The organism is Nocardia sp. CC227C, from assembly GCF_030767025.1.
Taxonomy (GTDB): domain Bacteria; phylum Actinomycetota; class Actinomycetes; order Mycobacteriales; family Mycobacteriaceae; genus Nocardia.
The window spans coordinates 174,275-189,570 of sequence record NZ_JASITE010000005.1; the positions used below are offsets into that span (position 1 = coordinate 174,275).

At 68.7% G+C, this 15,296-nt stretch carries 11 protein-coding genes, 1 tRNA gene, 1 pseudogene and 1 CRISPR repeat array (1 of these 14 cut by a window edge); of the genes and pseudogenes, 4 read left to right on the forward strand and 9 right to left on the reverse strand.

Going from position 1 to position 15,296, the window contains the following annotated elements:
* The first annotated feature begins 34 nt into the window (after window positions 1-34).
* Window positions 35-730: an HNH endonuclease gene (locus tag QMO76_RS11950; protein ID WP_306361299.1), complete on the forward strand. Its 696-nt coding sequence runs from the start codon at window positions 35-37 to the stop codon at window positions 728-730.
* An 18-nt stretch (window positions 731-748) separates the two neighbouring features.
* Here QMO76_RS11950 and QMO76_RS11955 read toward each other — a convergent pair whose 3' ends face one another.
* Window positions 749-1,321, reverse strand: a complete 573-nt coding sequence (locus QMO76_RS11955; protein ID WP_282783167.1) for a helix-turn-helix domain-containing protein — start codon at window positions 1,319-1,321, stop codon at window positions 749-751.
* A gap of 76 nt (window positions 1,322-1,397) precedes the next feature.
* Between QMO76_RS11955 and QMO76_RS11960 the strand changes: the two genes are divergently transcribed.
* Entirely contained in the window at window positions 1,398-2,108 is a 711-nt protein-coding gene (locus QMO76_RS11960; protein WP_306361300.1) for an AzlC family ABC transporter permease, read from the forward strand.
* Entirely contained in the window at window positions 2,105-2,425 is a 321-nt protein-coding gene (locus QMO76_RS11965; protein WP_306361301.1) for an AzlD domain-containing protein, read from the forward strand. The genes QMO76_RS11960 and QMO76_RS11965 overlap by 4 nt, the downstream gene beginning before the upstream one ends.
* A gap of 302 nt (window positions 2,426-2,727) precedes the next feature.
* Here the strand turns inward: QMO76_RS11965 and QMO76_RS11970 are convergent, their stop codons facing one another.
* The 7 genes from QMO76_RS11970 to QMO76_RS12000 all read right to left on the reverse strand — a co-directional run bounded on the left by QMO76_RS11970 (window position 2,728) and on the right by QMO76_RS12000 (window position 14,487).
* A complete protein-coding gene (locus QMO76_RS11970) occupies window positions 2,728-3,402 on the reverse strand; it encodes a hypothetical protein (RefSeq protein WP_306361302.1) in 675 nt (224 codons plus the stop codon).
* A gap of 29 nt (window positions 3,403-3,431) precedes the next feature.
* On the reverse strand, window positions 3,432-3,899 hold the full coding sequence (locus QMO76_RS11975) for a thioesterase family protein (protein WP_306361303.1): 468 nt from the start codon (window positions 3,897-3,899) through the stop codon (window positions 3,432-3,434).
* On the reverse strand, window positions 3,896-8,797 hold the full coding sequence (locus QMO76_RS11980) for an NAD-glutamate dehydrogenase (RefSeq protein ID WP_306361304.1): 4,902 nt from the start codon (window positions 8,795-8,797) through the stop codon (window positions 3,896-3,898). Before QMO76_RS11980 ends, QMO76_RS11975 begins: the two co-directional genes overlap by 4 nt.
* A 381-nt stretch (window positions 8,798-9,178) precedes the next feature.
* Window positions 9,179-10,855 (reverse strand): energy-dependent translational throttle protein EttA, encoded by a 1,677-nt coding sequence (ettA, locus tag QMO76_RS11985; RefSeq protein WP_306361305.1) that lies wholly within the window; start codon window positions 10,853-10,855, stop codon window positions 9,179-9,181.
* A gap of 54 nt (window positions 10,856-10,909) precedes the next feature.
* Entirely contained in the window at window positions 10,910-11,353 is a 444-nt protein-coding gene (locus tag QMO76_RS11990) for a single-stranded DNA-binding protein (protein ID WP_306361306.1), read from the reverse strand.
* Between the two features lie 117 nt (window positions 11,354-11,470).
* Window positions 11,471-12,436, reverse strand: coding sequence for a threonine/serine dehydratase (locus QMO76_RS11995; protein WP_372341962.1), 966 nt, complete (start codon window positions 12,434-12,436; stop codon window positions 11,471-11,473).
* A gap of 8 nt (window positions 12,437-12,444) precedes the next feature.
* Window positions 12,445-14,487, reverse strand: a complete 2,043-nt coding sequence (locus QMO76_RS12000; protein WP_306361308.1) for a cytochrome c oxidase assembly protein — start codon at window positions 14,485-14,487, stop codon at window positions 12,445-12,447.
* A gap of 204 nt (window positions 14,488-14,691) precedes the next feature.
* Between QMO76_RS12000 and QMO76_RS12005 the strand changes: the two genes are divergently transcribed.
* Window positions 14,692-14,765, forward strand: a tRNA-Arg gene (locus QMO76_RS12005).
* Between the two features lie 43 nt (window positions 14,766-14,808).
* Here the strand turns inward: QMO76_RS12005 and QMO76_RS35340 are convergent.
* Window positions 14,809-15,008: pseudogene (locus tag QMO76_RS35340) on the reverse strand (hypothetical protein); the annotation flags it as partial.
* A 10-nt stretch (window positions 15,009-15,018) separates the two neighbouring features.
* A CRISPR array of direct repeats spans window positions 15,019-15,296; the repeat unit is 29 nt; unit sequence GGGCTCATCCCCGCGCGTGCGGGGAGCAC (it continues 178 nt past the right edge of the window).

Sequence of the window (15,296 nt, forward strand, 5' to 3'; positions counted from 1 at the left end):
ATACTCCAGCGAATACGAATTCGGGGTTGCACACATGAAGCAGCGGCACGGCGCGCGGCACCAGGCGCGCACACACCGACAACTCCAGCCCGCCGACGTCCACAATCGTGGGTCGGGGGCTCCCTCGCTGCATGTTCTGTCCGATCATTCGTATCCGGGTGCGCGTCACGACCACGCGCATCGCTCCGCCGACTCCCCGCCGCAGGTGCCGAGCTGGGCCAAGCGCCGCGTCCTGCTGCTGAACGCGACCTACGAGCCGCTCACCGCCCTCTCCGCGCGCCGCGCCATCGTGCTGCTGATCTGCGACAAGGCCGATGCGGTCCACGACGATCCCGAAGGTCCGGTCGTGCACTCCGCGGGCGCCGCGGTCGCGCTCCCCTCCGTCATCCGACTACGCAACTATGTGCGAGTCCCCTATCGCGCCCGGGTGCCGATGACCCGGGCGGCGCTCATGCACCGCGACCGCTATCGCTGCGCGTACTGCGGCGGCAAGGCCGAGACCATCGACCATGTGATCCCGCGCAGCCGCGGCGGCGCGCATTCCTGGGAGAACTGCGTCGCCTCCTGCGCCCCCTGCAACCACCGCAAGGCCGACAAGCTGCTCAGCGAGCTGGGCTGGACGCTGCGTCACCCGATGGTCGCGCCCAAGGGCCCGCACTGGCGGCTGCTGTCGGCCTCCTCGGAGCTGGATCCGGTGTGGTTGCAGTATCTCGGCGAGGACGTGGCCTAGCCGCTTCCGCCGCCGTGCTCAGCTGAATTCGCTGATGAGCAGACCCCAGGTCCCGGATTCGAGGGCCTCGAAGATGTGCGGCAGGTCGCCGGGGTAGCAGATGTAGTCGCCGGGATGCAGTTCCACGGGCGCGTCGACGTGCCCGACCTTGGCGCGGCCCGCGCACAGCACCACATGCTCGACGACCCCGCGGGTGTGCGGATCGGATTCCCGCGGGTGCCCCGGCTCCACGGTGAGACGGTAGATGTCCCGGCGGGCATTGGGCGGGGCGGCCGACAGCAGGGCGATGCGGTAGTCGGCCTGCGCCGAGGCCAGCGCCTGCCCCTCACCCGCGCGAATCACCTGGACCTGCGGGCGCGGCGGATCGAGCAGCTGGGAGAATGGCACGTCGAGGGCGACGCACAATGCCCACAGGGTTTCGATACTCGGATTGCCGGAGCCCGACTCCAGTTGCGACAGTGTGGATTTGGCAATGCCCGCGCGCTTGGCGACCTCGCTGAGCGACAACCCGGCACGGGTGCGCTCGCGGCGCAGGGCGGCGGCTATCGCCTCCTGCGGTGAGGCGGGAGTGGGGCTGTCGTGCTGGCTCATATCGGGTTCACAGCGTACCGGGTGATGTTCGTCCATCGCTTTGACGAATCGACCGGATGCGTTCACTATAGACAACATGCGTTCGATATGGCGAACACTGGATCGGGGTGCGCTCACCGGTATCGCGGCGATCTGCCTGGCAATCGCCATGATCGGCGTGTCCTACGGGGCGACCGCCGTCACCTCCGGACTGCCCGCCTGGCTGCCGATGCTGCTCAGCATCGCGGTCGTGGCGGGCGGTGCCGAATTCGTCTTCATCGGCATCATCACCGCGGGCGGCAGCCTCGTCGCCGCCGTGCTCGCGGGGCTGCTCGTCAACGCACGCCACCTCCCCTACGGCCTGTCCGTCCCCGACGTGGTGGGGTCGGGCTGGCGTCGCCTGGTCGGCACCCACGTCATGAACGACGAGTCGGTGGCGCTGGCGCTGGCCCAGCCCGATCGCGACCGCCGCCGCGCCGCCTACTGGCTGTGCGGGCTGGGCGTGCTGACCGCGTGGCCGCTCGGGGCGGCGGTCGGCGCGGTGCTCGGATCGGTGGTGCCCGACCCCAATGCCTTCGGCCTGGACGCGGTCTTCCCCGCCGTCCTGATCTCGCTGGTGCTGCCCGCGTTCGACGATACGCTCACCCGCACCGCCGCCCTGATCGGCGCGGGTGTGGCCGCGGTGACCACGCCGTTCCTGGGCGCGGGCCTGCCCATTCTGCTGGCACTGCTGGCCGTCGTGCTGGTGGCCCGCCGCGCGGGTGACGAACCGTCACCGGAGACCGGTGCCGAGGGCGCGCCGTCATGACCAAGGCGCTCCTGATCGGCACCCTGGCGCTGGCCCTGGGCACCTATGCCTTCCGCTTCGCGGGCCCGGTGCTGCGCCGCCGGATCAATGTCTCCCCGCGGGTGATCCGCCTGCTGGAGATCGCCTCGGTCGTCCTGCTCACCGCCCTGGCCGTCACCACGCTCATCCCCTCGGGCAGCAGCGGGCACGCCGGAATCGCCCTGCCCGCGGGCGTTCTCGTCGCCATCGTGCTGGCCTGGCGACGCGCGCCCCTGCTGGTCGTCATCCTGTCCGCGGCCGCCACCACGGCATTGTTGCGCCTGCTCGGCGTCTCCTGATCGGCCCCCGGCCGATCGCGGATACCGCCGGTGCGCGCGCCACCGGCCGGTGGCGCGCGCCGAAGGCTCCAGTCGAGAGCGCCTATCCGGCACCGCAACGCTGGCGTGCACCGCAGAGCCGACATGCCGAAGGCCCGCCCCCGCCCTCGAGGAGACCGTCCGCTGCCGAACCGCTCGCCGCGACGCAAGGCCGCACCGAGATGGGCCCGCTGCCGGAGCCGACTCACCTCGACCCGCACGACAGTCAGCACAGCGGCTCCGGCGGAACGGCACCGCGACCCCGCCTGTTGTGCGACCGCCGCCTACTGCGGAAGCAGCGGCATGGCGGGCCCACGACGGCGGGCGACGGAACCGTAGCGGGCGTCGAGGCGCAGCCAGGTGCGGGCGGCGCGGACCCGGACGATCTCGTCCACGGAGATGCGACGGGAGTCGGCCTTCTCACCGCCGTGTGGAATGAAGTCCATGGCGGTGAGGGCGAAGACCACCCGCATGGGGACCTCCACCTCCTCCCCGCCGCCGGAGACGGTGAGCACGGTCTGGTCCAGCAGGGAGGCGGGCGGGCCGTGCGCGCTGCCGTGCTCTTGGGCCACCTCGGCACCGCGCTCGGCCAACTCGACCAGCATGCGCGCGGGCACATCGTCCACGTGGACGAAGCCGGCGGCGGGCGGCAGCGCCGAACGCCACGCGGAGTCCATGGAGTAGCCGAGGTCGATGGGCCGACCGGAGTCGGGCCCGTGCAGACCCGACAGCACCGTGTCACCCCCCACGGTGACGTCCTCGACGCTCAGCGACCCGACCACCGTCCGTACCGCCAGGGTTTCGAAACCCGTGGCGGCCCAGGCGGATACGTAGTTCACGCCACGGCGGCGCAGCCGGACCACCACCGCCGGGTCCAACCGGACCGCGCGGGTGGTGAAGGTGGCCAGGTTCTCCCGCTCGGCCGGATCCGGAATATGAAGTGTCGCTTGACCTGCCACGGTTCAGCTCGGAATCACTCGGTCCGCGATCACTCCGCCAGCCACTGTGCCAGGTAGTCGCGTTCGGCGTCGGTGAGACGGCGTAGTCGCTGGGTGTCGATGTCGAAGGCCGCGAGCTGCGTGGACGCGACCACCGCCGGACGCGCGTCCGGGGCGACCCCGGCCGCGCGCACCTCGTAGGCGACGGTGAAGTCCACCGCGCGCAGCTGCGACACCCACATGGAGACGTCCAGCGGCGAATCCTCGTGCCGCAGTTGGCCTTTGTACTGCACCCGGAGATCGGCGAGTACGCAGCCGCGCCCCAGGCGAGCGGTCGGCCGGTCGTCGGTGAACAGCCAGGGGATCCGCGCCTCCTCCAGCAGCGTCACCATGCGGGCATGGTTGATGTGCTGGAACGCATCCATATCGGACCAGCGGACCTCGACCTTGGTGTGGAAGCGGGGCGGCGGCGCGAGCGCCACCCTCCCCGCTCCGTTCAGCGAACCGACACTCGTCAACGCGGTACCTCCGATTGCGCTCCCACCCCGCTCACCATGCTGCGCACCTGCCGCGCCGCGACCGACAGCGTGGCGAGGTCGTGGGTTCCGGACTCGAACAGCTCCGACAGGGCCGCACGCGCGCGACCCAGCCGAGACTGGTTTTTCGACTCCCAGTATGCAATCTTCTCCTCGGCCGTCTCCTCGGGGTCTCCGGCGGAGAGCACATCCAGGGTGAGCGACCGCAGTGATCCGTACATATCGTCGCGCAGCGCCAATCGGGCCAGCGCGTGCCAGCGATCGCCGCGTTCCAGGTGGCTGACCGCCTGCAACAGCCAGTCGATCTTGAGGTGGTCATTGAGCGCGTAGTACAGCGCGCCCACCTCGTCACCGCCGCGGTCGGTGATGTCGGCGATATCGATCACATCCAGCAGCGGGAACAGGTTGAGCAGCCCCAGCACCTCGCTGGCCAGCTCGGCCGGAGCGCCGCGCCCGATGAGCACCTGCGACTGCGCCGCGAGCGAGTCGATGTGATGGCCGCGCAGCCAGCCGGGCACCTTCGGCGACAGCGACCGCACCGATGCGGCGTAGCGGTGGATCTCCGCGCCCACGGCGATCGGCTGCGGCCGGTTGTTGAGCAGCCACCGGGAGGCGCGGTCGAGGGTGCGCTTGGTCTCCAGCTCCAGCGCGTCCTTCACCGAGGTCGCAACGCTCGCCGCCCGGATGCGCTCCCAGACCGCGTGCAGATCGAAGATCTGGGTGGCGGCGGTGAAGGCCCGCACCGCGTCCGAGGCCGTCGCCCCGATCTCCTCGTTCAAGCGGAACGCGTAGGTGATGCCGCCCAGATCGACCACCTCGTTCACCAACATGGTGGTGGTGATCTCCCGGCGCAGCCGATGCCGCTTGATGGCCGTGCCGAAGCGATCCCGCAGCGGTGTCGGAAAGTAGTTGGGCAGCCGTGCGGCGAAATAGGCGGTATCGGGCAGATCGCTGGCGAGCAGGTCGGTCTTGAGCGAAAGCTTCACGTGCGCCATGAGATTCGACAACTCCGGCGAGGTGAGCCCGGTCCCCTCCTCCAGCCGCCGCTTGATCTCGACATCCGACGGGAGCGCCTCCAGATCGCGGTCGAGTCCGCGCCGGTCCTCCAGATCCTGAATGACGCGCACCTGCACGTTCAGCATGCGCGCCGCTTCCGCCCGCGACATGCCCATCAAGTAGTTCTGGGAGACGTTGTCGCGCAGTACCAGTGCCGCGACCTCGTCGGTCATCGAGGCCAGCAGCGGATTGCGCTCGGATTCGGCGAGTTCACCGCTGCTCACCACGCCGTCGAGCAGGACCTTGATATTGACCTCGTGGTCGGAGCAGTCCACGCCCGCGGAATTGTCGAGCGCGTCGGTGTTCATCTTGCCGCCGCTACGGCAGAACTCGATGCGCCCGTGCGCGGTCACGCCGAGGTTGCCGCCCTCGCCGATCACCCGCACCCGCAGCTCGTTGCCGTTCACCCGCACCGCGTCATTGGACTTGTCGCCCACCTCGGCATTGGATTCGGTGCTGGCCTTGATGTAGGTGCCGATGCCGCCGTTCCACAGCAGTTGCACCGGTGCCTTCAGGATGGCGCGCATGAGTTCCGGCGGCGACAGCGCCGTCACGCCCTCGTCCAGGCCCAACGCCTGGCGGGCCTGCTCACTGATCGGCACCGATTTGACGGTGCGATCCCACACCCCGCCGCCCTCGCTGATGAGGGAGCGGTCGTAATCCGCCCAGGACGAGCGCGGCAGCGCGAACATGCGCTGACGCTCCGCGTAGGAGGTCGCCGCGTCGGGGTCGGGGTCCAGGAAGATGTGCCGGTGGTCGAAGGCGGCGACCAGCCGGATGTGCTCGGACAGCAGCATGCCGTTGCCGAACACGTCACCGCTCATATCGCCGATGCCGACCACGGTGAAGTCCTGGGTCTGGGTATCGATATCCATCTCGGCGAAATGCCGTTTGACGCTCTCCCACGCACCCTTGGCGGTGATGCCCATGGCCTTGTGGTCGTAGCCCGCGCTGCCGCCGGAGGCGAAGGCGTCGCCGAGCCAGAAACCGTACTGCCGGGCAACGTCATTGGCGATATCGGAGAAGGTCGCCGTGCCCTTGTCGGCGGCCACCACCAGATAGGTGTCGTCGCCGTCGCGGCGCACCACCCGCGCGGGCGGGATCACCTCGCCGCTGGCGCGGTCCACATTGTCGGTGACATCGAGCAGGCCGGAGATGAAGGTGCGGTAGCAGGCCACGCCCTCGGCCTGCAGCGCCTGCCGGTCGACCACCGGGTCGGTGGTGGCGGCCGGGGGCTGCTTCACCACGAAGCCGCCCTTGGCGCCGACCGGCACGATCACCGCGTTCTTCACCGCCTGTGCCTTCACCAGGCCCAGGATCTCGGTGCGGAAGTCCTCCAGCCGATCCGACCAGCGCAGGCCGCCGCGCGCCACCGGTCCGAAGCGCAGGTGCACGCCCTCCACCCGCGGCGAGTACACGAAGATCTCGAATTGCGGTCGGGGCCTGGGCAGTTCGGCGATCTCCTGCGGCTCCACCTTGAACGACAGGTAGTCGCGCGGACGCCCCTCGTCATCGGTCATGTAGTAGTTGGTGCGCAGCGTGGCCCGCATCAGCCCCAGGATGGCGCGCAGAATGCGGTCGGCGTCCAGGCTCACCACGTCGTCGATGCGGCGGCGCACCGCGCTCTCGAGTTCGCGGGCCTGCTCCGCATCGGCGGTATCCGGATCGAAGATGGCCGCGAAGAGGTTCACGAACAGCTGCGCGACGTCCGGGTAGGCCAGCAGCACGCGGGTGATGTTGGCCTGGCTGTAGGGAAAACCGGCCTGCTGCAGGTACTTCGCGTACGCGCGCAGGATGGAGACCGAGCGCCACGGCAGCGCGGCGCGCAGCACGAGTTCATTGAGGCCGTCGGCCTCCGCCCGCCCGTACCACAGCGCCTCGAAGGCTTCGATGAACCGTTCGCGCATACCGCGGACCCGCGCGTCGAGCAGGTGGATGCGGTCGGCCGACTCCACCAGCTCGGCGTCCATATCCCGGTCCAGTGCGCTGCGCAGCAGCTCGGGCCGGGCCAGCAGGCCGAAATCGTAGATCCAGCGCTCCGGACCGTGATCGAGCTCGATCTGGTACGGCCGCTCGTCGACGACCTCCACCCCGAGGCTCTGCAGCACCGGCAGCACCTGGCTCAGCGAGATGCTCGCACCGCCGATGTAGAGGCTGAAGCGCCAGCGACCCGGTTCGGAATCGGAGCGCCGATACAGGTGCTGGTCGATCCCGTCGTCCTGGAGCCGTTGCAGGCGAACGATATCCGCCAGCGCCCGACCCGCGCCGAAATCCTCCTTGTAGCTCTCCGGGAAGGCTTCGGCGTAGGTCGCCACCACCGCCGGATCGAGCACGGCGGACGTGGCGACCTCGTCGTTGAGGTGGTCCTCCCAGGTGCGGCTGGCCTCGGCGAGCAGGTGCTGAATGCGCAGCCGGTTGGGTTCGGAGGTGTCGGCGACGCCGCCCTGGTCGGGCAGGCGCACCGTGAAGTACACGCTGGCGAGCTCGCTTTCGGAGACCCGCGCCGAGTAGTCGATGGACGCGCCGCCGAGTTCACGCACCAGGATGTCCTGCATCTCCAGGCGTACGGCGGTGGTGTAGCGGTCGCGCGGCAGGTACACCATGCAGGCGACGAACCGGCCGTAGCCGTCCAGACGCAGGAACAGCCGAACCTGACGGCGCATACCGACATTCAGCACGGTGCTGGCGGTACGGCGCAGGGTCTCGGCGTCGGAGGAGAACAGCTCGGTACGCGGGAAGGACTGGATGACCTCGAGCATCTCCTGGCCGGAGAAGGAGTCCAGGTCGAAACCGCTCGCCTCGATGACCCGGCGCACCCGGCGCTCGATGACCGGGATGTCGAGCACGTTCTCGTGCATGGCGGTGACGGTGAAGACACCGATGAACAGGTGCTCACCGGTGACGACGCCCGACTCGTCGAATTCGGCGACGCCCACGAAGTAGGGGTAGACGGCACGGTGCACGGTGGCCGGGACCAGGCCCTGGGTCAGCATGAGCAGCGGCTGGTCACCGCTGTTGTCGGGGACGCGGAAGTCGGTGCCCACATTGGGGCGCAGCACGCCGAGGCTGGTGTCGGGGCGCGCCACCGACTTGGTGGTGCCGTCCACGGTGGTGCGCTCGTAGCGGGCGTAGCCGAGCACGGTGAAGTGCCCGTCGGCCAACCAGCGCAGCAGATTCGCGCAGTCGGTCAGATCGGTGGCGGAGAACGGGGACGCGCCCGCCGCGGCGGCGGCATCGAGCTCGTCGGCCACGCGTTCCTGTGCCTCGCGCATGGCCTCGGTGTCGCCGATGACATCGCGCACGTCGGTGAGCACATCCGGGATGGCTGATTCGATGCGCTCCAGCTGCTCCTTGCTGGTGGAGGGGTGCAACTGGATGTGCATCCAGGACTCGCGCAGTCCGGTGGCGCCATTGCCGTCCACCTCGTGCGGGACGGCGGTCTCCAGGGTGCCGTCGGCGTCGCGGGTGACCTCGAAGATCGGGTGCACGACCTCGCTGACGCTGATGCCCATGCGGTTCAGCGACGAGGTGACCGACTCGACCAGCAGCGGCATATCGTCGGTGACCAGTTGCAGGGCGGCCCCCAGACAGGACTCGTCCTCCGGGTGGTGGACCTTCACATTGGCCGTGCCGCGACTGCGCTGGATGGCCAGTTCCACATGGCTGCGGAAGATCTGCGTCGACGTCGCCGGGATCGCGCAGTCCGCGTCCCCGGCGTCGACGTGTCGGAAGTACGCCTCCTCCAGCGACACCAAGTTGCCGCGCAGCGATGCGGGCAAACTCGCAGCCCATGCCGCGCTGGACAATTCGGACGAGACGGTCATTTTCGCCAGCTCCTCGGATTCGGTTCCGTAACAAAGTGACGCCGGTCCCGAGAGTAGCTGGGCGCGGGATGCGCCGGGCTCAATTCCTCTCAATGCCGCGCCGCGTCGTACGGACCCGACAAACAAGGCAGCGCGGTGTTCACCGCGATGCTGCCGAATCGCCAGGTGGCGTACGACAAAGCTTGCATCTGAACGGCTTTGGCGCACTAGTGCGTTTGCGCTTCGCACTGAGTTCGCTCTCAGGTTGCCAGCGGGCATGGCTGAGCGCCTCACCTGCCCCGGCGACCGCCGGGACGCCAGCAACCTCGGTGCGTTCACACCGCAGGTGTCGCCGTGCCCGCCGCACGGGGGCGGCGGGCACGCGAGTCGGAGGTCGTCGCTCTATCCGCGGGTCAGCTTGCGGTGGGTGACGCGGTGCGGACGGGCCGCTTCCGGGCCGAGGCGCTCGATCTTGTTGGCCTCGTACGCCTCGAAGTTGCCCTCGAACCAGAACCAGGCCGCCGGATTGTCGTCATTGCCCTCCCACGCCAGGATGTGCGTGCAGGTGCGGTCCAGGAACCAGCGGTCGTGGGAGATGACCACGGCGCAGCCCGGGAAGTTCTCCAGGGCGTTCTCCAGCGAGCCGAGGGTTTCGACGTCGAGGTCGTTGGTCGGCTCGTCGAGCAGGATCAGGTTGCCGCCCTGCTTGAGGGTGAGCGCCAGATTCAGGCGGTTGCGCTCACCACCGGAGAGCACGCCCGCGGGCTTCTGCTGGTCCGGCCCCTTGAAGCCGAAGGCCGAAACGTAGGCACGCGAAGGCATTTCCTGGTTGCCGACCTGGATGTGGTCCAGCCCGTCGGACACCACCTGCCACACCGTCTTGTCGGGGTCGATGCCCGCGCGGTTCTGGTCGACGTAGCTCAGCTTGACGGTGTCGCCGACGCGCACGGTGCCGCTGTCCGGATCCTCCATGCCGACGATGGTCTTGAACAGCGTCGACTTGCCGACACCGTTGGGGCCGATGACGCCGACGATGCCATTGCGCGGCAGCGAGAACGACAGGTCCTTGATCAGCTGGCGGTCGCCGAAGCCCTTGTCCAGGTGATCGACCTCGACCACCACATTGCCCAGGCGCGGACCGGCCGGAATCTGGATCTCCTCGAAATCCAACTTCCGCATCTTCTCGGCCTCGGTCGCCATCTCCTCGTAGCGCTGCAGGCGGGCCTTGTTCTTGGCCTGCCGGGCCTTCGCGCCCGAGCGCACCCACGCGAGCTCGTCCTTGAGGCGCTTCTGCAGCTTCTGGTCCTTCTTGCCCTGGACCTCGAGCCGCTCGGCCTTCTTCTCCAGGTAGGTGGAGTAGTTGCCCTCGTACGGGTAGGTGCGGCCGCGGTCGAGCTCGAGAATCCAGCCCGCGACATTGTCGAGGAAGTAACGGTCGTGGGTGACGGCCAGCACCGCGCCCGGGTACTGGGCGAGGAACTGCTCCAGCCACAGCACCGATTCGGCGTCGAGATGGTTGGTGGGCTCGTCGAGCAGCAGCAGGTCGGGCTTGCTCAGCAGCAGCTTGCACAGCGCGACACGGCGACGCTCACCACCGGAGAGGGTGGTGACCGGCTCCTCGGGCGGCGGGCAGCGCAGCGCGTCCATGGCCTGCTCGAGCTGGGAGTCGAGATCCCAGGCGTCGGCGTGGTCGAGCTCCTCCTGCAGCTTGCCCATTTCCTCCATGAGCGCGTCGGAGTAGTCGGTGGCCATGAGTTCGGCGATCTCGTTGAACCGGTCCAGCTTGACCTTGATCTCGCCGAGGCCCTCCTCGACATTGCCGCGAACGGTCTTCTCCTCGTTCAGCGGCGGCTCCTGCTGCAGGATGCCGACCGTGGCGCCGGGCGCCAGCCAGGCATCACCGTTGTTCGGCTGGTCCAGTCCCGCCATGATCTTCAGCACGCTCGACTTACCAGCGCCGTTCGGCCCCACGACACCGATTTTGGCGCCGGGGAGGAAGTTCAGGGTCACATTGTCGAGCACGACCTTGTCGCCGTGCGCTTTGCGAACCCCTCGCATTTGGTAGATGAACTCAGCCATATGGAAAATCCTATGCTGCGGCGCTGAGCGCCGCCGTCGAGGGCGGTGGTGGTGCTAGTCCGATGCGGTCGCCACTTCGGCTTCCCTGTGTTCGGTATCACCGGGTGGTGTGGTGTGGTCGGTGTCCACGCGTTCGAAACGCTTGCGCTGCACGAGGGCCGTGCAGCGGCCGAGATCCGGACCGAGAGCGAAGGCCCGCAGCTCGAGATCACTGCGCGTCACTCCCTCCCGCGTGCGGTATTCGTGCGAACTGAGCTGCCCGTAGGCGATGACCGGATCGCCGCGGTGCAACGAGGCTTCCACCCCCGCGACCAGTCGACGCCAACAGCGCACCGTGAGATAGGTGGTGTCACCGTCGACCCATTCGCCGCGATTGGTGTCGAAGCGCCTCGGATTGCTGGCCAGCCGAAAGCTGATCATCTGCTCACCGCTGGGCAGTTCCCGTCGCACCGGATGCGTGACCACCGTACCCACTATGGACGTATTGATTTCGTACATCGCTGCTCCCCCTTGCCGACTGGTTTCCGTATCCGGAAGACCTCTCCAGCCTGACTCGCGTGCGACCGGCGCGACAGCCCGTCTTCGGCGAGTGGGGATAACTCCGATGCTTGTGAACTACAAGGTTGCCAGATCCGTGTTCGCCCCGCACAGCACGATGACCGGCCGCTCGTGCGGCTTGGGCACGTACACGCCGCTCTGGATGGCGGCCAGCGCGGTCGCACCGGCGGGCTCCACCACGATCCGGAACTCGCGCCACAGGTACTCCCGCGCCATTACGATGGCGTCATCGCTGACCAGCAGCGATTCCACGCCGTAGCGCTGCGCGACCTCCATGGCGATGGAACCGATCCGGCTGGCCCCCAACGAATCCGAGGCCACGCTGGACACATTCACCTCGACCGGCCGCCCGGCCGCCAGTGCCGCGTGCAGCGTCGGCGCGCCCTGCGGTTCCACGCCGATCACCCGGCCGCGCGGTCCCAGCGCCACCGCGATCCCGGCCACCAGTCCCCCGCCGCCGACGGCCACCAGCACCGGCGGACGCGCGCGCACCTGATCCTCGATCTCCAGCCCGACCACCCCGGCCCCGGCCACGATGGCGGGCTGGTCGTAGGCGTGCAGTTGCAGCGCGCCGCGCTCCACCGCCAGTTCGGTGGCGAAGCGGTACGCCTCGGCGTATGTGGTTCCGTGCCACAGCACTTCGGCCCCGTGCGACCACATGGCCGCGACCTTGGTGTGCGGTGCGGATTCCGGCACCACCACCGTGCAGCTCAAGCCGCGCACGGCACTGGCCAGGGCGGCGGCGATACCGGCATTGCCGCCGGAGGCCAGCACCACGCTGTCCACCCCTGCCCGCGCGCCCAGCAGCGCGTTCAGACTCCCGCGCACCTTGAACGTGCCACCGTGCTGCAGGTATTCCAACTTCAGCGTGACCGGCACCGGCCCGTGCGGCCCCTGGACCTCGGTATGGAACACCGGTGTGACCCGAAACTGCCCGCGCAGCAGCCGTCTGGCCCGCCGCACATCGGATCGGTAGAGCCTTTTGACCTTTCGCGCCGGGTCCTCCCCGGTCGGCGCGACGATCCGGTCAGTCACTTGCGTACCTCTCGATCCCGTCTCGCCAGTTCGGCGAACATGGCGTTGTGCGCGGCCAGTTCGGCGTCGTCGTCCCGGTCGGCGGCGCGGTCGATGCGGTTGGCCAGCCGCTGATCGCTGCGCGACCATTGGATGAGCAGTGCCAGCATCACCAATACCAGCGGAATCTCACCGCTGGCCCAGGCCAGGCTGCCGCCATTGCGCTGGTCCTCGAGCAGGTTGTCGTTCCAGCCCAGGCCGAGGCTGCGGTAGAACCAACCGCCCATAACGCTGTTCATGCTCATCAGCGCCACGCCGAAGAAGGCGTGGAAGGGCAGTGAGCCGAACACCATGCCCACCTTGGTGAGCGGCTCCACCTGACGCGGCTTGGGGTCGATCCCGATGACCACCCAATAGAAGAGGTAGCCGCTCACCAGGAAGTGCAGGTTCATCAGCAGGTGCGCGCCGTGCGAGTCCACGAACTGGTCGAACAGGCCGCCCATGTACAGGCCGTAGAACCCGACCACGAAGAACACCGACGCCACCACGGGCTGGGTCATGAAGCGCGACACCGGATTGTGCACGGCCGCCAGAATCCATTCGCGCGGTCCCGGCGGGGCGTCGCGCCCCGCGGGCGGCAGGGCCCGCAGCGCCAGCAGCACCGGCCCGCCCAGCGCGAACAGAATCGGCGCGAGCATGGACAACAGCATGTGCTGACCCATGTGCACGCTGAACATCGCGGGCGCGTAGCGGCCGATGCCGGAGCTGGTCGCGATGAGCAGGACCGCGCAGCCCGACAGCCAGGCGATGGTGCGCCCGACCGGCCACGCGTCGCCGCGCGCCCGCAGCCGCACCACACCGCGGATATAGAGGACGGCGAGCACGATCGCGAGGGTGCCGTAGATCAGGTCGAACCGCCAGTCGAACAGCAGCCGCCCGGCGGTCGGCGGCCCGGCCAGGTTGTAGCCGAGTTCGACCTCGGCCGGAGTCGGGATCTGCTTCAGATCCGGCGGCGGGGTGCGCCCGAGCCCGACCGCCAGCCCGACGGTGGCCGCGAAGATCAGCGCCTCGACACCCGCGAACCGGATGAGTGCCCGGCGATCGCTCGGATCGGCCTCCAGATCGGGGAGCGCGGCGCGGCGCTGCATATACCCGATGACGCCGAGCACGATGAGCGCCGCCGTCTTGGCCAGCACCAGCCGCCCGTAGGTGGTGTCCACCAGATCCGACGGCTCCTGCAACCGCACCCAGGCATTGAGCACCCCGCTGGCCGCGATCACGATGAACGACACCGTCGCGACCGTGGAGAACCGTCGGGTGGCGAGCGCGGTCCACTTGCCCCCGCGCAACGCGTAGGCCAGCACCGCGAACAGTCCGCCCACCCAGAACCCGGTGGCGAGCAGATGCAGAATGAGACTGTTGGTCGCCACATCGTGCGACCCACCCGACGACGAATGCCCCGTCAGCGCGACCGGCAGCAGCGACAGCACCGACAGCCACAGCAGCACCGGCGTCCACCCCCAGCGCAGGACGACCCGGCAGCCGACCGCGAGCACCAGCACGAAGAACACGGTGAGCCGCCACGAACTCGCGACATCGACCGTATCGGCCGCCCGCCACACCTCCTCCGGCCGCAGCGAGTCGGCGAGGGGCTGCCCGGTGGTGTCCGACAGGGTGAGCGGCACCAGCAACGCCGACGCCCCCGCCCACACCAGCGCCGAATTCGCGGCCCGCCGCAACGCCCGATACCCGCCGACATCGAGCAGCCCGTCCTTCTGCGGCGGCACCAGGAACGCGGCGAACAACAACGACCCGACAGTCAACGCCGCCGACAGATCCGCAACCGCCCGCACCGCGGGCAACCCATACGTCGTGAGCGGCCCGGGATCAGGAATCCCGAGCAACGTCAGCGCCTCCGCCGCCGACAGCCCCACCACCAGCGCCGCCACCATGGCCGCGAACGCCCCCGCCATAGCCGCGAGCACACCAAACCTCGCCCCCGACCCCGACCGATTGGCCTGGACGTCGGCGACTGCGGGCGGGTCCTGCGGAGTCGACATACGACTCAGGGTAGTTCGAAGCAGCCATCCGGACTCTCACGGGGTTTCCCGTCCTCCGGTCCGTACCACCCCGCCCCGACGCGCCCCACGGTAGCCCTACGCCCACCGTCCCCCATCTGGACGGTCGCTATACTTAACCCGCTGGACACCACGATCGATATCGGTCAAGGTGTTTGGTGGCACACAGCCGTGCACCACCCGACTGCCTCCGTAGCTCAGTTGGATAGAGCAAGGGCCTTCTAATCCCTAGGTCGCAGGTTCGATTCCTGCCGGGGGCACTCATCAACCGACCGACCAGCCACAACGGGGTCGTACACACCTTTACCCGTGCGGAAGAGGGCTCAAACCCTCACTGGACCCCAACAGAGTCCCAACATACTCACTCGGCACTGACCGCTTGTTGCAAGCGGCGGCAGCTGCCGGATGCACACACGCCCGCGGGCCATATGGCCGCGCTGGGTCATCGACGGGTCCGCGTGACCGAGGACATCGGCGGTCACTCGAGCCAGACCCATGCGATCACGACATGATGGGCTCATCCCCGCGCGTGCGGGGAGCACGCCGAGTTGTTGTACTCGATGAAGCCGGAAGAGGGCTCATCCCCGCGCGTGCGGGGAGCACTCGGCCACGATTCGCTTAGATACGTCGTGCATGGGCTCATCCCCGCGCGTGCGGGGAGCACGGTCGGCCCGTTCTCGTTGCTGATCTGGAACGGGGCTCATCCCCGCGCGTGCGGGGAGCACCCGGGCACGACGGCGGCAAACATCATGTGGTGGGGCTCATCCCCGCGCGTGCGGGGAGCACGATCC